This window comes from Bacteroidota bacterium (genome assembly GCA_016722565.1).
Classification (GTDB): domain Bacteria; phylum Bacteroidota; class Bacteroidia; order 2-12-FULL-35-15; family 2-12-FULL-35-15; genus 2-12-FULL-35-15.
Window position 1 is genome coordinate 486,157 of record JADKIU010000002.1, and the last position, 18,983, is coordinate 505,139.

At 36.6% G+C, this 18,983-nt stretch carries 15 protein-coding genes and 1 pseudogene; 7 read left to right on the forward strand and 9 right to left on the reverse strand.

Features of this window, described 5'->3' with window-relative positions:
• Positions 1-6: 6 nt before the first annotated feature.
• Positions 7-885: a lysophospholipid acyltransferase family protein gene (locus IPP64_07475; protein ID MBL0329245.1), complete on the reverse strand. Its 879-nt coding sequence runs from the start codon at positions 883-885 to the stop codon at positions 7-9.
• A gap of 121 nt (positions 886-1,006) precedes the next feature.
• Here IPP64_07475 and IPP64_07480 point away from each other — a divergent pair, with 121 nt between their 5' ends.
• On the forward strand, positions 1,007-1,462 hold the full coding sequence (locus tag IPP64_07480) for a hypothetical protein (protein MBL0329246.1): 456 nt from the start codon (positions 1,007-1,009) through the stop codon (positions 1,460-1,462).
• Between the two features lie 81 nt (positions 1,463-1,543).
• On the opposite strand, the gene smpB is transcribed toward IPP64_07480, so the two are convergent.
• From smpB to IPP64_07495, 3 genes are all read right to left on the reverse strand, one after another.
• Entirely contained in the window at positions 1,544-1,996 is a 453-nt protein-coding gene (gene smpB, locus IPP64_07485; protein MBL0329247.1) for an SsrA-binding protein, read from the reverse strand.
• Positions 1,997-2,090: 94 nt separating this feature from the next.
• Entirely contained in the window at positions 2,091-3,962 is a 1,872-nt protein-coding gene (locus IPP64_07490; GenBank protein ID MBL0329248.1) for an Nramp family divalent metal transporter, read from the reverse strand.
• A gap of 1 nt (position 3,963) precedes the next feature.
• A complete protein-coding gene (locus IPP64_07495) occupies positions 3,964-4,623 on the reverse strand; it encodes a metal-dependent transcriptional regulator (protein MBL0329249.1) in 660 nt (219 codons plus the stop codon).
• Positions 4,624-4,729: 106 nt separating this feature from the next.
• Here IPP64_07495 and IPP64_07500 point away from each other — a divergent pair, with 106 nt between their 5' ends.
• Positions 4,730-6,979: a TonB-dependent receptor gene (locus IPP64_07500; GenBank protein ID MBL0329250.1), complete on the forward strand. Its 2,250-nt coding sequence runs from the start codon at positions 4,730-4,732 to the stop codon at positions 6,977-6,979.
• Here IPP64_07500 and IPP64_07505 read toward each other — a convergent pair.
• Entirely contained in the window at positions 6,976-7,377 is a 402-nt protein-coding gene (locus IPP64_07505; protein MBL0329251.1) for a hypothetical protein, read from the reverse strand. The genes IPP64_07500 and IPP64_07505 overlap by 4 nt on opposite strands.
• Before the next feature lie 68 nt (positions 7,378-7,445).
• Entirely contained in the window at positions 7,446-9,398 is a 1,953-nt protein-coding gene (locus IPP64_07510; GenBank protein ID MBL0329252.1) for a gliding motility-associated C-terminal domain-containing protein, read from the reverse strand.
• 181 nt (positions 9,399-9,579) lie between these two features.
• On the opposite strand from IPP64_07510, the gene IPP64_07515 reads away from it, so the two are divergent.
• The 5 genes and pseudogenes from IPP64_07515 to IPP64_07535 all read left to right on the forward strand — a co-directional run bounded on the left by IPP64_07515 (position 9,580) and on the right by IPP64_07535 (position 14,187).
• On the forward strand, positions 9,580-10,647 hold the full coding sequence (locus tag IPP64_07515; GenBank protein ID MBL0329253.1) for a tetratricopeptide repeat protein: 1,068 nt from the start codon (positions 9,580-9,582) through the stop codon (positions 10,645-10,647).
• Between the two features lie 7 nt (positions 10,648-10,654).
• Positions 10,655-11,692 (forward strand): quinone-dependent dihydroorotate dehydrogenase, encoded by a 1,038-nt coding sequence (locus IPP64_07520; protein ID MBL0329254.1) that lies wholly within the window; start codon positions 10,655-10,657, stop codon positions 11,690-11,692.
• Between the two features lie 26 nt (positions 11,693-11,718).
• A pseudogene (locus IPP64_07525) lies at positions 11,719-12,536 on the forward strand (hydroxymethylglutaryl-CoA lyase).
• Positions 12,537-12,551: 15 nt separating this feature from the next.
• Positions 12,552-13,034, forward strand: coding sequence for a DUF4442 domain-containing protein (locus IPP64_07530; GenBank protein ID MBL0329255.1), 483 nt, complete (start codon positions 12,552-12,554; stop codon positions 13,032-13,034).
• Between the two features lie 85 nt (positions 13,035-13,119).
• Positions 13,120-14,187, forward strand: a complete 1,068-nt coding sequence (locus IPP64_07535) for an acyl-CoA desaturase (protein MBL0329256.1) — start codon at positions 13,120-13,122, stop codon at positions 14,185-14,187.
• Positions 14,188-14,246: 59 nt separating this feature from the next.
• On the opposite strand, the gene IPP64_07540 is transcribed toward IPP64_07535, so the two are convergent.
• The 3 genes from IPP64_07540 to IPP64_07550 all read right to left on the reverse strand — a co-directional run bounded on the left by IPP64_07540 (position 14,247) and on the right by IPP64_07550 (position 18,971).
• The gene (locus IPP64_07540; protein MBL0329257.1) at positions 14,247-15,023 is read right to left on the reverse strand and encodes a hypothetical protein; all 777 of its coding nucleotides are present in this window, start codon (positions 15,021-15,023) and stop codon (positions 14,247-14,249) included.
• Positions 15,024-15,081: 58 nt separating this feature from the next.
• Entirely contained in the window at positions 15,082-17,982 is a 2,901-nt protein-coding gene (locus IPP64_07545) for a VCBS repeat-containing protein (GenBank protein MBL0329258.1), read from the reverse strand.
• 173 nt (positions 17,983-18,155) lie between these two features.
• Positions 18,156-18,971, reverse strand: coding sequence for an SDR family oxidoreductase (locus IPP64_07550; protein MBL0329259.1), 816 nt, complete (start codon positions 18,969-18,971; stop codon positions 18,156-18,158).
• Between the last annotated feature and the right edge of the window lie 12 nt (positions 18,972-18,983).

Consider the following 18,983-nt stretch of genomic DNA (forward strand, 5'->3'; position numbering starts at 1 on the left):
TAATATTTATTTTCCTTCCGGACGTTTATGTTTCCAACGCTTATGGCTCCAAAGCCAAAATTGTGGTGCAGCAATAATATCTTTCTCCAACATGCGTGTCACCAATTCTGTAATTTCACCTTCCTTTGTGTCTTTCGGTTGATCAAAGGTTTCAAAAAATTCAAAACTATAATGTCCACGTTTTTCTTTATTAATGCGACCATATAATACCGGCTGATTATATTCTTTTGCAAATTTTTCCGTTCCGAATAATACACCCGTATCCTGATTTAAAAACGTCATCCAATGACAACTTCTAGGGTTAGATGGGGATTGGTCAATTGCAAAAATTGTAGCAGTATAGTTGTTCTTTTCTTGTTCAAATACTTGCTTTACAATTTTTGTAGAAATCATGTATAAGCCATATTTACTGCGTGTTTTACGCATTTTTTCATCAAAATATTTGTTTGATAAGGGTTTGTAAATACCTATCGTTTTGTGTTTAATTAGTGCGTCCACACCAACTGCAAAAATCTCCCAATTTGCTAAATGCCCTCCGGCTATGATGACACTTCTTTTCTGATCGTAATATTTGTTGATTAATTCCGGATTCTTGCAAATCACTCTTTTTAATACTTGCTTTTCTGAAATTGTAAATGTTTTTAAACTTTCGAGAATTAAATCACAGAAATGGCTGTAAAATTTATCGCAAATTTCTTGATGTTCATTGGCCGTTTTTTCAGGAAAAGACCGTTGAATATTACCCAAAACGACCTTCTTTCGGTACCCGATTATCTTATATAGAACAAGATACGTGAAATTGGATAAGGCATACAATAGAGGAAAAGGGAGCAAAGATATGGGGATAATAACACCGAAATAAAGAAACCTGTTCATTAGATTCATCAGAAAAATTTTTATAAAACAAAGATAAAGTATAGTTTTACACCACGTATTTAATTTTTTGGCAAAATAATTGCCTTAACGAATACAAATGAGCCAAATAAATATCTTTAATATCTTGAAAATGAAAAACACATCCAAATTAAAAATAACATTCTTGTCTGTTTTAACTGCCGTATTATTCAGCATTCCGGCAATGGCACAAAAAGCAAAACCCAATAAATTTTTAGAAAACAAAAAGTTCAATGTGCAGTTTTATGAAGTAAAACCTACAGGGAGAGGAAAAGCACAGCCGAGTTTATTGTTTTTAAAGGGTGGTAAAATAGAAGCTGATTTAATGTATGAAAAGCTTTCATTGCCTCCGATTGCCATTCGGGTTACGTTGGATTCAACGTATACCGAAGATGAAGTGGAGATGCACATGGTAACATTTGAAGCCGATCACTCAGAAGAAAAAAACGATTACCACTGGGAGGTTACATTAATCAATTACGACATCGAAGGAACAATTGTTCAAATGAAATCGGGTGTTGAGAAAAAGAAATTTGAATTTGCCGGATCCGAAAAAACCAAGAAATAAGCAGATTTATAATTTTAAGCACCGACTCCGCTCTCTTTATTCAAAGGAGCGGAGTCGGTGTTTTATTTTAATAGCTTTTCGTTATTTTAATCTCCTACTGGTTTCCCGTTCAATGTCTTTTTTCTTGATATCAGCACGTTTATCAAATAGTTTTTTACCTTTTGCCAACGCAATTTCCAGCTTCGCCATTCCTTTTTCATTAATGAATAAGCGCAATGGGACAATCGTTAATCCTTGATCTTTTAATTTGCCTTGAAGTTTGTTAAGTTCTTGCCGGTTTAACAACAATTTTCGATCGCGTTTTTCCGGCACATTGTTATATGTTCCATTAAAATAAGGGGAAACATTCATATTTCGAACGAATAATTCATTTTTCAAAAACACACAAAATGCATCTGTAATGTTGGCTTTTCCTTCTCGAATAGATTTGATTTCTGTGCCGGTAAGCTGTATTCCCGCAAGGTATTTATCAATAAAAGCATACTCGAAGGACGCTTGACGATTCTTTATATTGATAGTATTCTCTGAACTCATAAGGAGTGCAAATATACAGAAATAGGAGTGAAATTCCTCGTTTTAATCTGAAAGAGAATGTCAGGTGAAAGGGTGCAAGAGGTGGAATCGAAGATTACTTCACAATTAAAACAGGCACTTTTACATTGTGTCGAACCTCATCCAAAGTTGTTCCGAAGAGGATATCTTTAAACGCTTTATGACCGTGCGCTCCCATTACCAATAAATCACAATCGCAGTTGTTCACAATCTCAGGAATACTTTTTTTAGGGTTTCCGAAACCAAGTCTCGTATCAACAATAAACCCTTTTGCTTCTAAATCAGTTTTGTATTTATCTAAGTTCAATTTATCCGACACGGTTTCCAAATCGTCAATTTCGTGCCCCATCATTCGTGCACCAGCCGTTTCAACAATATGAATCAGGATATACGAAGCATTTTTTCCACCTTGTGCAAATGCACTGCTAATGGCTTTGCTATCACTCGTGCTAAAATCAACTGTAATGGCAATACGATTATATTTTTTAGAGTCGGTTATTTCTAAATCACGAGGAAGTCCGTCTGGTGAAACAGTTGCTTTGTGTTTTACACTTTTAATAATCGGTGTAAATGTGATGTAAAGCAACAATACTCCGGCTCCGATAACAATCGGAACGATTGTAAAGTAATAAACTGTTGGATTTGATGCAGAACGAATCCATTCTGAAAGTGTTTCTACCACCAATTTAGCGTTTAATGTAACGATTGTAAGTGCAATTAACCAAGCCAGAACTTTCACCCATAACTTGTTTGCAAACTCACCCATTTGTCGCTTATTGCTTGTTAAATGGATTAAAGGAATAACAGCAAATCCAAGTTGTAAACTTAAAATAACCTGACTAAGTATCAATAATTCCCCTGTAGCACCTTCGCCCAAAAAATAAATTACTAAAAATGCAGGAATGATGGCAATCAATCGGGTGATTAAACGTCTTAACCAAGGTTGTATCCTGAGGTTTAAATATCCTTCCATCACAATTTGTCCGGATAATGTTCCCGTCAATGTGGAACTTTGCCCAGCTGCAATTAAAGCAATCGCGAAAAGGGTGGGAGCTGTACTGCCTAAAATATTATCCAGCAACTTATGCGCATCTTGAATCTCAGATACCTGCGTATTTCCAGTTGTAAAAAAGGCTGCAGCGGCAAGTATTAAGATGGCTGCATTTACAAACAAGGCCATGTTCAATGCAATAAACGTATCTATAAAATTAAACTTGATGGCTTCTTTGATTCCTTTGATAGAACGGTCGATTTTTCGGGTTTGAACGAGCGAGGAATGCAAATATAAATTATGCGGCATTACTGTTGCGCCAATAATACCAATTGCAATATAAAGCGCAGTATTGTTTGGCATGGATGGAATAAATCCTTTTAGTAATTCAACACCATCTGGCTTTGCAAATATTAATTCTGCAATAAATGCCAAACCAATTGTTGCGACTAAAGCCAAAATAAATGCTTCCATCTTACGCATTCCGTAGCGTTGCAATACTAACAGTAAAATGGTGTCTGCCACACTAATACTTACACCTGCAAGTAAAGGAAGGTCAAAAAGCAATTGTAAACCGATAGCCATCCCGATTACTTCCGCTAAATCGCAAGCAGCAATTGCAATTTCAGCCAAAAACCAATTAAAAAAATTTACTACTTTCGGATAGGCTTGTCGCGATGCTTGAGCTAAATCCAACCCTCTTACCAGTCCTAATTTCGCACTTAAGCTTTGCAAAAGCAGCGCCATTAAATTACTCATCAACAACACCCAAAGAAGTTTATAGCCAAACTGGCTTCCACCAGCAATATCAGTCGCCCAATTTCCGGGATCCATATAGCCGACACTCACCAAGTATGCAGGGCCTAAGAAAGAAAATAGTTTTTTCCAAAAGCCTGTTTTGTTGGTATCTACGCTGGAATGTACTTCTGATAAAGACTTATGTGAATTGTCGGTCATGTTATTTTTTTATAGCCAAAATATTTTTTGCTACATCATTACTAATGAAAATAGTCGATTTTTTATTGACAACGATTTGCAGTGATCGATCAAAAAACACGACTTCTTTAATTTTTATTTCATCTCCCAATGCAAGTCCTGTTTTATCAAGATATTGTAAGAAAGCTGCGCTATGATCAACAACACCCGTCATTACAATCACATCATTCTTGATGTAGTGTGCAATTGATTTGGATTTTTGGGCTTGAATTTTTCCGTTGGCATCTGGAATAGGATCGCCATGCGGATCAAATTTGGGGTAGTTCAGAAATTTATCAATTTGTTCGATGAGCTTATCTGAGTTGATGTGTTCGAGTTGTTCGGCTACATCGTGAACTTCGTCCCATTTAAAATCCAGTTTTTCCAATAAAAACATCTCCCACAATCGATGCTTTCGAATGACGCTTAATGCTACTTTTTCGCCTTTGGAAGTAAGCGTAACTCCTTGGTATTTTTGGTAATTTATAAGTTTCTTGTCTGAAAGCTTCTTTAACATATCTGTTACAGATGCTGCTTTTGTACTCATTTTTTCAGCAATAGCATTAGTCGAAACCTCTGAATCAACTTGTTCTATTAGTTTGTAGATTGCTTTTAGATAATTTTCCTCTGTAAAAGAATTCATATGAATCTAATTATTTTCATCACAAAGATATAAAATATTTACAATATTCTCAAAATAATTTTAGACTAGTCTAAAATTATTTCATAGATTTGTCGAAAATAATTTCGTGCGAAGCCTCGTTTTCTTATCCCTCTTTTTCTTCACAAATGCCTCCGCTCAAAGCGGAAGCATCAAGGGAATTGTGTCTTCTGAAGGCAAATTACTCGAATTTGTTTCCGTAGGAATCATAGGCACACCTTTTACTGCAACCACAAACAAGCAAGGCGCCTATGAAATCAGTAATATCCCTTTTGGCTCTTATGAGTTTATTATAACGCAATCTGGTTATAAAACTGAAAAGAAGAACATCGAAATTCATTCGACAGAAGCACTCATTATTAATCAAGAATTGTTTTCACTGACAGGTAGTTTAAATGAAGTGGTAATAACCGGAACCATGAAAGAGATGTCGCGATTGGATTCGCCAATCCCAGTTGAAGTACTTACCCCTAAACTATTTCAAAAAAATCCTAGCCCCAGCTTGTTTGAATCCATGCAAATGGTAAATGGTGTTCAGCCTCAACTAAATTGTAATGTTTGTAATACCGGTGATATTCATATCAATGGGATGGAAGGCCCCTATACAATGATTACAATTGATGGAATGCCAATCGTTAGTGCACTTTCAACCGTGTATGGCTTAAGCGGCATCCCGAATAGTTTAGTGAATCGGATTGAAGTTGTGAAAGGTCCTGCCAGCACATTATATGGATCGGAAGCAGTTGGAGGTTTAATCAATGTTATTACCAAGGATCCGAAAGATGCACCGCGAATAAGCGCAGATGTTTTTTTAACTACTGACCAAGAATACAATGTTGATATTGGTCTAAAAAAGAGTTTTAAAAACATGCATTCGTTGCTTGGAATCAATTACTTCAACTTCCAAAATCCAATGGATAAAAATGGAGATAACTTTACGGATATCACACTGCAAAATAGAATTTCAATTTTCAATAAATGGAATTTTATACGAAAAGAAAACAGAGTAGCTAACATCGCTGCCCGTTTTGTATATGAGGATCGATGGGGAGGGGAGATGCAATATGAAAATAAATTCAGAGGCACAGATAGTATTTATGGGGAATCCATTTATACTTCAAGATATGAGTTGATTGGGGTGTATCAATTACCAATAAAAAAGGAAAATGTTTTTTTACAATATTCCTTTAACAATCATCATCAAAACTCCTATTATGGCACAACCTCTTATCAAGCATCCCAAAATATTGCTTTTGCCCAATTGTATTGGAATAAAAAAATAAGTGAAAAAGCAGATGTTTTAGTCGGGCTTCCTTTCCGATATACGTATTACGATGATAATACCCCTGGGACAATGTTGCCGGACACCATCTATCCTCAAAATAAGCCACATCAAACCTACCTACCCGGACTATTTGTGCAAACAGAATTAAAGCGAAAGAAACTAACAACATTAGCAGGCTTAAGATACGATTACAATACAGAACATGGGAACATCTTCTCTCCTCGGTTGGCATTTAAATATGCTGCAAACAAAAATAATATTTTGCGATTGAGCATAGGAAATGGGTATCGTGTGGTGAACTTATTTACGGAGGATCATGCTGCACTTTCGGGTGCACGCGAGGTGGTTATAAAAACAAATTTAAAACCTGAAAAATCATGGAATGTGAATTTAAATTTTCAGAAAAGTATTGTATTAGAAAATTCATTTATCAGTATTGATGCCAGTGTGTTTTACACCTATTTTACCAACAAAATAATTGGAGATTTTAATACGGATGCCACAAAAATTATTTTTGATAATCTAAACGGGCACGCTATTTCGCAAGGTGCAGCTTTAAGCGTTGATATTATGCACACAGGTGGTTTAAAAGCAATACTTGGATGCACATACATGGATGTTTTTAGCATTGAAAGAGATTCGGTCGGTAACGATAAAAAAACACATCAATTGCATGCCCCAAAGCTTTCATGCAATTTTAGTATTAGTTATTCATTTGCAAAAAAAGGATGGAGCATTGATTATACAGGAAATATAAAAAGTCCGATGTTTTTGCCTGTTGTACCCAATGATTACAGACCAGAAGAATCACCATGGTTTACGATTCAAAATCTGCAAATCACAAAAAAATTCAAAAAAGGGCTTGAAATTTACGGAGGTGTAAAAAATATTTTTGATTTCAAACCAAGTGATCCTATTCTAAGAGCCTTTGATCCATTTGATAAATACATTCATGAAAACAACCCGAATGGATACACATTTGACCCTTCTTACAATTATGCGCCCATGCAGGGAAGGAGATTCTTTATTGGTGTGCGCTTTGTATTCTTTTAAAGCGCATAAAACGTATACACGCGACTCACCGTTTTTTTCGTTGCAGCATCTGTCAACTTGATATCTATTGAATTGTCCAAAACACTTCCTTTGTATTTTTGCTCTCCTGTCATACCGGCTACTTCAAATTTGATAGAACATTTTTTTACGGAGTAAGTACCTTTCAGCACCATGTCCTTGTTTTCTTTGTGAAACCAAGAAAAAACATCCATATAATCGTTTACAGAAGTTGACGCCAAAACAGTACCATCTTCATAAAAACGGATAATTGCGGAGTTTTCATTATCGAGTTGACACGCATAAATGCCATTGTATTTTACAGGACAAGCGGCATTTTTTTTAGGGGTAAATGAATATGCAAACAAAATGCAAACAAGAAGGAGTAGGTTGTTTTTCATGTTGCAAATGTATAAAAACAAAAACAGTCCCGAAATACGAGACTGCTTTTGTTATCATTTTGTTTCTATTATTTATTTCTTAATAAATGAACAAATCCTTTGTTTTCGACTGGCTGTGCATTCTCAACACAAGCGGAAGTATACCTTGCTAACCAAAAGTAAACTCCTTCATCAGCATCATTCCCTTTAATTTTACCATCCCATTGATCTGATAAGTTGCTTGATTCAAATACTTTTTTACCCCAACGATTATAAATTTCGATGTGGAAATCTTTCACGTAAGCAAATTTATTTAAATCAAAGGTTTCATTTTTGTTATCACCATCCGGTGTAAATACGTTTGTTTTTACAATATAATCTGGTAAAACTGGAGGTGGAGTATAATTTAAAATAGTTGTTAAATAAGTAGGGCAACCAGCGGCTGGATACATCACTACTGTAAATTGAGTGCCGGCAACAGGACTAAGGACGAACAAAGAATCACCCGTACCTAAAAGCGTTCCAGTACCATCCGGAGTCAAATACCACTCATAAGTAACATATCCTGGAGGGGCGTATAAGTTGATAGAAGGATCTCCTGGACAAAAAATAGTTCCAATTCCAAGTGTATCACCAGGAGCTGGTGGGTTAGCAATTGTCAATGTATCAAGTGTAGAACAACCACCAAGAGAAGAAACGGTAATATAATAAGTACCTGGAGGCATGCCGGCCAAAGTATCGTTATTCGTACCCACTGTAGCTCCTGTTGCGGCATCTACCCATACAAATGTAAAAGGAGGTATCGCTCCAGTAGGCTGGACGTAGGCAAATCCATCGGTATAATCATGGCAACTTGCAGGAATCACATTGGTGTTCACATTGATTTCAGAGTAAGCCAACGTTACAGTTAATGAAGTTCCACAACCAGATGCAGACAACATACTAACGCTGTATACTTGTCCTAAAATCGGATTGATAATGGCAAGTGTATCGTTGGTCGCACCAGGAATAATTGCAGAAGAAGCATCATACCATTGGTAAGTGTTAAATCCCGGAGGCGCTGTTAATAATAACAAGGTATCGTCTGGGCAAAATGCAACTTGCGCTGCTAATTGCGAACAACTTGCATCAATATATGCATAACCGAAATGACCAGTTAATGTACAATCGCTTGTTTGAAACTGAATTGTAACGGTTGTTCCAATGTATGGCGTTAAATCGATACTAACCGTTGTCCATTTCTTATAATATCCTTGCAAAGCACCAAAGGAGTCATTGAAAGGATGAAAGGAGGTATCAGAGGCTGCAGCCAAACCTTCTACTGAATATACACCGCATGGTCCGGAAACCGGAGCTCCTGATGCATCAAAAACGGTGATATCAAAACGAGGTTGCTCAGCAGCAGTATGTCCTGTTGGATTTTCTAAAACAACCGCATATTGGTAAGTAAATGAAGTATTTGAAGCGGTAACAGTAATCGGGTAGCGCAAATATTCGGTCTCAGCCCCAATTTGATCATTCCCTAAACGAGAGGAGAAGGATAAGCCTCCTGGCGCAACCAATGGAATTTCCGGTAAGCCGGACACCGTATTGATTGCCAAAGGATCAAATCCCGCACCAGTAACAATTGTATGACGTGTTGCAACAAAACCTGGCGTCCAAGTTGTTGGTAAAATATCGCAAAAACCGGTAGCTCCGCTCCAGTTTAGAAATGTTCCATCCTCAAAACCTGCATTATCACAAGGTCCTAATGATTTACGTTGTTCGGAAAAGAAACGCTCTGTATTCGGCTGAATTCCTTTTTTTGCATTGATATAGTCTTTCTTCTTATGTTTAATAATGGATCGAAACTCAATTTCTTTGATTCCTTTTGCCTTTAAATCAGCAATAATTGCCGCTTCATCAAACCCAACCAAAAGAGCAGCCTCTTCTTCGTGATTATGAGAAATAGCAACATTATTAAGAATTTCCTGAGCAAACAACGCGTTGGATGAAAGCAAACCGGCAACCCCTAATAGTTTTAAATAATTTATTTTTTTCATAGTAATTCTTTATTTTAAAGCACTAAATATACACTGTTTAAGTGAATATGACTCATTTAAAAGTAAAAAAGTTGCATCTGTTTAAAATTAATCAGATATTGTTAAAATAATAAGTAAAATTTAAGCAAACATGACGTTTCAGCCCTTAAATTTGAGAATTAATTTAAACTCCGTTTTTATAATGAATCTAAAATCTGCTCTTATCATTACATTCGTTGCTGTGAGTCACTTTTTATCTGCTCAAAGCTTATCTGTTATTGTTCAAAATGGCAACTCCAAGCTTGCATCAGGCAATTATGAGGCTGCTGAAGTAGATTTTGCGAATGCCATACGACTTAATGATGCAGCAACCACGACCTACCTTGATAAACTAAAAAAATACGGCACTCTGAATGAGTATCAAAAATCCACGTCAGACATGCCGGACGGATTTGTGTACAATCATGACTTGGCAGTTCCTTATTATGGACATGGCATGTCGTTGGCTGGATTGGGTAAAAAAGAAGAAGCGTTGTTGGATTTTGAAAAGGCTGTTACAATCGATCCTAAATATGCTGAGGCACTTTGTGAAAGAGGTATCTTACTTATTTCGAAAGGGATCAAAGACAAAGGCTGTATGGATTTGCGCAAAGCAAAAATGATGAAAAATGAAAAAGCGAAAGGGCTTTATGATTCAAATGCCTGCTCCCAAATGAGTACAACATTTATTACCAATGGTGATTCGAAAATGAATGCAAAAGATTATGTTGGAGCTATTGCCGACTATACATCTGCGATTCAATTGAACAGTGATTCTGTGCAGCCGTATTTAAAACGTGCGGAATGCCAAGTTTTGCTTAAAAAATATGATAAAGCAATCACCGATTACAATAAAGCTTTGAAAATAAAACCCGATACAATCGCTATTATGTATCAACGCGGATTGGCTTATAATGCTGCATCAAACTATAAATTGGCTTTTGCGGACTTTTCATCTGTTATTAAACTGAGCCCGAATTATTACGAAGCATATATGCAAAGAGGTGCGGCCTGTGAAGGAATGGAAAATTTCAAGTCGGCCATGTATGACTATTCGGAAGCAATTAGAATTAAACCGAAAGATGGAACAGCTTATTATAAAAGAGGTTTAGCGAATCAAGATGCAAAAGATTATAGTTTCTGTAAAGATTTTAAAATAGCAGCTTCACTAGGTATTGAAGAAGCAAAATCATTGGCTGAAAATTGCGGACCGCCTCCTCCAAAAAAATAATTCATGTATGTACAAAAGCATCATTAAACCCATTTTTTTTCTTTTTGAACCAGAAAACATTCATCATATTGTTTTCAAAACCATTAAAATTCTTTGCAAAATTCCTGGTGTTCCTTCACTTATTCGGAGCATGTATGTTGTGGATGATAAACGCCTGGAACGAAAACTTTTTGGATTAACATTCCCCAATCCTGTTGGCTTAGCAGCGGGATTTGATAAAGATGCTAAATTGTTTGATGAACTCGGCTACTATGGATTTGGATTTATTGAAATAGGAACATTAACTCCAAAAGCTCAACCCGGCAATGAAAAACCGCGTATGTTTCGCTTGCCAGAAGATGAAGGCTTAATCAATCGTATGGGATTTAATAACGGTGGAGTAGAAGAAGCTGTTATTCGATTAAAAGAGAGAAAAACGTCCATTATCGTTGGTGGAAATATTGGAAAAAATAAAGTCACTCCGAATGAAGAAGCTGTGAGTGACTATGAAAAATGTTTTGAAGCCCTTTTTGATTATGTGGATTATTTTGTAGTAAATGTTAGCTCACCCAATACTCCGGGTTTACGTGAATTGCAAGATAAAGAACCATTGACAAAATTACTGCTCCGTGTTAAAGAATTAAATGCACAGAAAAAAAATCCAAAGGCCATTCTCTTAAAGATTGCACCGGACTTAACCAATGAACAACTGGATGATATTATTGTTATTGTTAAAGAAACAAAAATAGATGGTGTGATAGCTACGAATACGACCATTGATAGAAGTAATTTAATAACCGCCAAATCAAAAATTGACGCTATCGGAGCCGGTGGGTTAAGCGGAAAACCCTTAACAAAAAGAGCAACAGAAGTAATCAAATACCTCAGCCAAAAGTCGAATAAATCATTCCCAATTATTGCGGTTGGTGGTATTCACACCGGAGAAGATGCGATTGAAAAATTAAAAGCAGGAGCCAGTTTGGTTCAAATTTATACCGGATTTATTTATGAAGGTCCGGGCATTGTGAAAAAAATCAATAAAGAACTTTTAAAACAAGGAGTATGAAACTAATCGAATGTCCACGTGATGCTATGCAAGGCATCCATGATTTCATTCCTACTGAAAAAAAGTCGCCTATATCAATTCGATTTTAAAGTGCGGATTTGATACGGTTGATTTTGGAAGTTTCGTTTCTCCGAAAGCCATCCCTCAGATGAAGGATACAGCTCAAGTATTAGAACAACTCGATTTATCATCTACTCAATCGAAACTACTGGCCATTGTTGCCAATACAAGAGGCGCTGAAGATGCGGTTGAGTTTGAAGAAATTTCATATTTAGGCTTTCCATTTTCAATATCAGAAACATTTCAACAACGCAATACTAATTCATCGATTGCCGAATCGCTTACACGTGTTGAAGAAATAAATGATTTATGTGTACGAAATAAAAAAGAGCTGGTCGTTTATATTTCCATGGCTTTCGGTAATCCTTATGGAGACGAATGGAGCAGTGATGTTGCAATTGCCTGGACAAAACGTTTAGCGCAAATGGGAATTAAAATTATTGCACTGAGTGATACCATTGGTGTTTCAAATCCGGAGAACATTAAAACGCTTTTTTCTAAATTGATTCCGGAGTTTCCTGGTGTGGAAATTGGCGCACACCTGCACACAACACCAACCACCTGGGAAGAAAAAATTCATGCTGCATACGCTTCCGGCTGTCGAAGATTTGACAGTGCAATAAAAGGATTTGGTGGCTGCCCGATGGCAACCGATAAACTAACAGGCAATATGCCAACGGAAAACTTGCTTAGCTATTTTAAGAATAACAATATTAAAACAGGAATAGATGATGTCGCATTTGATCATGCGATGCTTATATCCGGTAGCACCTTTCCATTATAAGAATGAAAATCTAAAATGGCCAATACTAAATTCCAGAGCTTAGTCAACAACTCATTTTTATTTCGCATTTATTTGCTAAAATCCTTACCGATGGCATTCATTGCAGGAGTTCGTGTAAAAGAATTATCGGAAGCAAAAGCGATCACAACCGTGAAGTTTGGTTGGTTAACCCAAAATCCATTTCGGTCGATGTATTTTGCTTGCCAAGCCATGGCAGCAGAAATGAGTACAGGTTTATTAGTAATGAATGCCATTTATAATTCCACTCCAGCCGTTTCCATGTTAATTGTGAAAAATCAAACAACCTATCTCAAAAAAGCAGTGGGAAAAATTACATTTACCTGTAATGACGGAAATCATATTGCTGAAATAATCACCAAAGTTAAGCTAGGAGGAGAGGGCATAACTACCGACCTAAAATCAATTGGCATAGACGAACAAGGAGATACAGTTGCTGAATTTATTTTTACATGGTCGTTGAAAGCTAAAGTTAAATAGTTTTTAACAGCCGGTTTTTGATTATTTAACAAACCAACTTGTCTTTTTATGATTATCTTTGAGGTATATCAATAAATAATTGCGCATGCAAAGAGTTAGTTTCAACAACAAGAACAGTGTTTTTTTTAACGCACTAAAAGAAAAAGTAGATTCCTATTTCAAATCAAACAACATCAAAGAAACCGGAAACTTCAAATTATACCTAAAAACGATTATCCTTTCTATAACAGCCATTTCCTTTTATGTTGTTTTAGTGTTTTTTACGCCCAATGTCTGGATATCTTTAGCATTATGTGCTTTGCTAGGCTTTAACTTAGCCGCCATCGGATTTAACACCATGCACGATGGAGCTCATGGAAGTTTCTCCACAAAAACTTGGGTAAATGAATTAATGGGATATTCATTAAATGCAATGGGTGGAAGTGTTTATTTATGGAAATACAAACACAATGTCAACCATCACTCTTTCACGAATATTGAAGGAATGGACGATGATATTGATATCAAACCATGGATTCGAGTTCACAGTGATCAAAAGAAACATTGGTATCATCGTTTTCAGCACATTTATTGGGTTGGATTGTATGGTGTAACGTATTTACTTTGGATTTTTGTTCAAGACTTTAAGAAGTACTTTACCGGTAAAGTAGGCGATCTTCCTTTCCGTAAAATGGATGTAAAAGAACATTTCATTTTCTGGATCAGTAAATTGCTTTATATCGCAGCATTTATTGTATTGCCCATCTTTATGGTTGGCGTATTGGAAACCATCATTGGCTACTTGGTGACATCATTCGTTTGTGGCTTTGTGATAGCAGTTGTATTTCAGTTGGCGCATATTGTTGAAGATGCTGCTTTTGAAACACCAACTTCTGAGAATCATAAAGTAGAAGCAGAGTGGGCGGTACACCAAATTCAAACCACAGCAAATTTTGCTACAAAAAGTAAAATCGTTTCTTGGTTTACAGGAGGATTAAACTTTCAAGTAGAACACCACTTATTTCCGCGTATTAGTCATGTTCATTATCCGAAAATTTCTCAGTTGGTTCGTGAAACCTGTGAGCAGTTCAATGTTACGTACTTGGAGTTCCCAACGGTGATGAGTGCTGTGCGTTCACATGTGGTGCATTTGAAACATGTAGGACAGAATTAATTTGAAAATACAAATCAATATTAAAAAGAAAGGAGCTCGATTGGGCTCCTTTTTTTATTTTATTTTGTCGAATTTGGAGAGATGTAATCTTTTCTTAAAACTGAAATTGAAACACTTCTATTGTCATCATTTTCTTTATTCACTTTAGCGAGATTATATATTTCGTCTTTATAAACATTTAACACCAATCTATCTTGTTCAATTCCTTTTGAAATTAACATTTGGTATATCTTCTTGGCTCTTTCCTTTGACAATTCAACCTTTAACTCTTCGTCTGAAGAAACATTTGCAGACAACTCAATTACCCAATTCTTTCTCAACATTAAAAGTCCCACAAAGCAGTCAATTATTGAATCTACATTTTTTAGTCCTAGCCATTCTGTAGCAAATAAATCGCTACTATTCTTCTTAAAATTAAACTCAGGAAAGTTAATATGCTGGTAATACGAAACTAAGCAATCATCAAAATGATGATTAAGTGTGCTGTCAGAAAAGACAAATTCATATCTTCTGCTGCTATTAAAAAAACAATAGTCATCACACCAACCATAAGTGCAACTGCCATATTTAAGTCCTTTATGCTCACCAACAATATTATCTACTTTGGTACCCAGCAGATATTTTGTTTCTTTTCTAAAACAATTCGTAAACAAATAATTTCCAGAAGAATCTGTTGTTACTTCGATTATTGATTGATCGCTGCCAACTACCCTCATTAAAACTCCTTGAACTCCTTGGTTTGTTTTGCAGTCCGATATCTTCCCAACAATAGTCAACCCATTATCCTGCCCAATTAGAGCTCCAGTAAATAACAAAAACACAACGATTAATCTCATCTTTTAAAATAAAAAAGAGGAACCCAATTGGATTCCTCTTCTTATCAATAATATTAAACTATTTCGTTAAAGTCAACTTGCTCACCAATTTATTGTTTTCATTCCTGATTGCAATAAAGTAAGTTCCTGCATTCAATTCATTTACATCCAACTGAATGGTTTGTCCTTGCATTGGATCTTGAACAGAAGCTGTTTTCACCAATCGTCCCATTACATCTGTAATTTCAATAACAGTGGTTGAATTCATTCCGTAATTAAACGTAACGTTTACTTCCGAACTAGCAGGGTTAGGGTAAATAACCACACCATTGTTTTCATCAATTGCTGAAATTCCGGTTGTTCCGGTAATGGTTGCTACAACAGGAACACGTGGTGAACTGCTACAATTAATCGGTGCACCTTCAATTTTCCAATCGTAGAAATAATAATAATACAATGGTCCTTGGTTAGACCCTGTTAATGAAACAAAACCAGCCAATGTGTATGGATAAGCAACAGCTGAAGCACTACGTTGCATTTTCGGATTGGTACTTCCAAAACTAGTTGTGTTTGTTGCTCCATCAGTCGTCAAATGATAACCTGTTCCCGGTGTCAAAGCAAAATTTAAGGTGATGATCGTTGTATCAGCCGGTAAATTGATTGTCAAACTATTAATCGTAGTTAACGAAGCATCTTGCAATAAGATTTGTCTAACACCAGCAGTGTTGGTATATACTTTTACGGTTTGAAGTGTACATGCACCAATTACATCAAAGTCAACAGAACCATTGGTTGTTGCTCCGGTTGAATACAAACTTGAACCAGTATGATCTGGTTGTCCGGTATATCCAATTGCTCCTGGATATACATTTGTTTCATCAATATAATACGTAGTTGTTGTGCTAATAACCGGTGTGCTATAACTTGTTCCTGTTCCTACAGATGTTCCTCCGGTAGATGCAGTATACCAATTAATTGTTCCACCTGCGCCTGCAGCCGATAAATTTAAAGATATAGGTCCAATTCCTGCGGTACCTGTTCCAGTTGGAGAAGCGGGAGAAGCAAAAACAGTAACACTTGTTGGAGGAGCTGTCCACGTTTGACACAATCCAGTTGTTGTTAAATTATAGGTTCCTGAAATAAGAGGATTGATTGTTTGAGTTGTTGCCGTAAATCCACTTGGGCCTGTCCAGCTATACGCAGTTGCAGAAGTACTGGTTAATGCCAATGTTCCTCCGCAAGAATTTGAACCGGAAGTAACAACGGATGGTGTTTCATCCGGATTCATGGTTACCGTAATTAATGGAGAAAGGTTGGTGCAACCTGCAGCATTGGTAACAACTACATAATAGTTACCAGTTGCAGCAACCGAAATGGATGGAGTAGTAGCTCCATTTGACCATAAGTAAGAGGTATAACCTGCCGGAGCATTTAAGCTAACAGAACCTCCTGTACAAAATGAATGTGGTCCGGGAATAACATTATTTGTAATGGAGCACCCACCTTCAATAACTGTTACAAATTGTCCGGCACTTAACGTTCCAAACGTATTGGTTAATCCAGATGGCCATTCAATTGTTGCAGATGTAATAGAAGCATCAGAGCCCAATCCGAAATGTAAATCAAATGAATTTTCTGTTCCGTATGATTCGCCAGCTCTTACTTCACGCACTTGCGTTCCAAAAGAACCTGTGATTATTACTTTTGCACCAATTGCACCATCATTGCTTGTCGTTCCAGTCAAATGGAACGTGATAAAATTATTTGAATTTCCATCGTTCATCCACAATACATCATCCGTTGCTGTTGGAGTATTGTAAACGTTACCGTAAGAAGATACCAAGTCGATAAATCCATCGTGGTTCAAATCCCCTGCAGCAAAAGATAAGAAGGTTGTCATTGCTCCACCAAAAGCATTCGTTGCTTGTGTATAGGTTCCATCGTGATTGTTTTTGTATAAACGTAAACCCGGACCTGAAATTAAAATATCCAACCATCCGTCATTATCAAAATCTTCAACAAATGATTCGATTGCATCAAAGGAAGTTGAGAACCCTGAACCGGCCGTTACATCCGTGAATACACCGGAACCGTTGTTCGAAAAAATCTGGCTGTTTTCACCGTGATTGGTTAATACAACATCTTGATCACCATCATTATCTAAATCACCAAAACTGGATGTCCAAGTTTGTTTGTAATTTCCAACTGCCTCTAAGCCTGTTGCAGCAGCATCTTCTACGAATCCGCCAGCACCGTTGTTTCTAAATAAACGATCTCTTCTTCTTTGGTCATTCGAGCTGGAAGCACTTTGACGGCAATGTGCGATGTATAAATCCAAATCGCCATCATTATCAATGTCTAACCAAACACTGCCATAATTCCCTGAATCGTAGGGATCGCCACCATAGGTCATCCCTGGATTGATTTCTGTATCAATTAATGCAGTTGTTAAAGTCATTGTCCCTGCATTGTTTTTATAAATTTTCATGTAATCATTGTCATCACATACAGCTAAATCTACCCAACCATCATTATCAATGTCTCCAAAGGTGATGTTTTGAACGAAATACGAACCACTTAAAACAGTAGTCGTAGTAGTGATGGTACTTCCCGACCAAAATAATTTAACTAAAGACGTTGATCCAGCTCCGGTTGCAACATCTTTCCAACCATTGTGATCCACATCAGCTACTGCCATTCCCCAAACATTTCCTGCACCAACATCTCCTAAGTTGTAATGGGTAAATGTACCATTGATGTTTTGCAATTGAACAACTAAGTCGCTTGCCTGATCCATTTTAACAATGTCATCCAGACCGTCATTATTGACATCCACAACAGTAATTGAGTTACCACTGTGCGTTGCAGTTGGTGTTAAACTATTCTTGTTGGTGAAAGAGAACTGTGCATTCATTCCAAGCACACCTATAAGGCAAGTGGAAGTAAGCAGCATTGATTTTCGTAATGTAGATTTTACCATGATCGTTTTTATTAGTTGAAAGGTGTATTTATAATTGATGAAAATACAATTTATTTTGTTGATTTACAAAGAAATCCTGTTAAATTTCTGTGAACAAAAAAAGGAACCTCAATTGAGATTCCTTTTTTTTAACTAGTCAGATTTCTCCGCTTCGGTCGAAATGACAACAATGCTTATTCAACCCCCAACTTAGTCATTACATCCATGCTAACTCCAGTAGTGGAATATCCACCATCATGGAATAAGTTCTGCATGGTTACCATTCGAGTTAAGTCAGAGAAAAGGGTGATACAATAGTTTGCACAATCTTCTGCACTTGCATTTCCTAATGGAGCGATTGCATTGGCATAATCATAAAAATCACCAAATCCTTTAATTCCTGTTCCAGCAGTTGTTTTTGTTGGAGATTGAGAAACGGTATTGATACGTACCTTTTTATCTAATCCGTAATGGTATCCGAAACTACGAGCAATTGATTCCAACATCGCTTTGATGTCAGCCATATCGGTATAAAATGGATACGTGCGTTGGGCAGCCATATACGTAAGTGCAACAACACTTCCCCATTCATTGATGGCATCCATTTTTTTAGCCACAGCTAACATTTTATGCAATGACATTGCAGAAACATCAATTCCTTTTGCAAAGTAGTCGTAATTCGATTCAGTATAAGGAATGTTTTTACGAATGTTTACGCTCATTCCGATCGAGTGAAGTACAAAATCAATTTTGCCACCTAAAACCTCTTGAGATTGGGTAAAAAGGTTGGTTAATTCTTCAACACTGGTTGCGTCAGCTGGAATAATTTGAGAATTGGTTTTTTCTGCCAATTTTTTAATTTCACCCATGCGCATTGCGATTGGTGCATTGGTAAGGACAAATGTAGCACCTTGTTCGTGCGCTTTTTCAGCTACTTTCCAAGCAATTGAATTTTCATCCAAAGCCCCTGTAATGATTCCGCGTTTTCCTTTTAATAAGTTGTATGACATATATTTTTAGTT

What these genes read in the sequence shown, in the direction of transcription:
- IPP64_07480 (MBL0329246.1), top strand. Translation starts at nt 1,007, where the DNA reads ATGAAAAACACATCCAAATTAAAAATAACATTCTTGTCTGTTTTAACT.
- smpB (MBL0329247.1), bottom strand. Translation starts at nt 1,996, where the DNA reads ATGAGTTCAGAGAATACTATCAATATAAAGAATCGTCAAGCGTCCTTC.
- IPP64_07545 (MBL0329258.1), bottom strand. Translation starts at nt 17,982, where the DNA reads ATGGTAAAATCTACATTACGAAAATCAATGCTGCTTACTTCCACTTGC.
- IPP64_07495 (MBL0329249.1), bottom strand. Translation starts at nt 4,623, where the DNA reads ATGAATTCTTTTACAGAGGAAAATTATCTAAAAGCAATCTACAAACTA.
- IPP64_07540 (MBL0329257.1), bottom strand. Translation starts at nt 15,023, where the DNA reads ATGAGATTAATCGTTGTGTTTTTGTTATTTACTGGAGCTCTAATTGGG.
- IPP64_07490 (MBL0329248.1), bottom strand. Translation starts at nt 3,962, where the DNA reads ATGACCGACAATTCACATAAGTCTTTATCAGAAGTACATTCCAGCGTA.
- IPP64_07505 (MBL0329251.1), bottom strand. Translation starts at nt 7,377, where the DNA reads ATGAAAAACAACCTACTCCTTCTTGTTTGCATTTTGTTTGCATATTCA.
- IPP64_07510 (MBL0329252.1), bottom strand. Translation starts at nt 9,398, where the DNA reads ATGAAAAAAATAAATTATTTAAAACTATTAGGGGTTGCCGGTTTGCTT.
- IPP64_07520 (MBL0329254.1), top strand. Translation starts at nt 10,655, where the DNA reads ATGTACAAAAGCATCATTAAACCCATTTTTTTTCTTTTTGAACCAGAA.
- IPP64_07475 (MBL0329245.1), bottom strand. Translation starts at nt 885, where the DNA reads ATGAATCTAATGAACAGGTTTCTTTATTTCGGTGTTATTATCCCCATA.
- IPP64_07550 (MBL0329259.1), bottom strand. Translation starts at nt 18,971, where the DNA reads ATGTCATACAACTTATTAAAAGGAAAACGCGGAATCATTACAGGGGCT.
- IPP64_07530 (MBL0329255.1), top strand. Translation starts at nt 12,552, where the DNA reads ATGGCCAATACTAAATTCCAGAGCTTAGTCAACAACTCATTTTTATTT.
- IPP64_07515 (MBL0329253.1), top strand. Translation starts at nt 9,580, where the DNA reads ATGAATCTAAAATCTGCTCTTATCATTACATTCGTTGCTGTGAGTCAC.
- IPP64_07535 (MBL0329256.1), top strand. Translation starts at nt 13,120, where the DNA reads ATGCAAAGAGTTAGTTTCAACAACAAGAACAGTGTTTTTTTTAACGCA.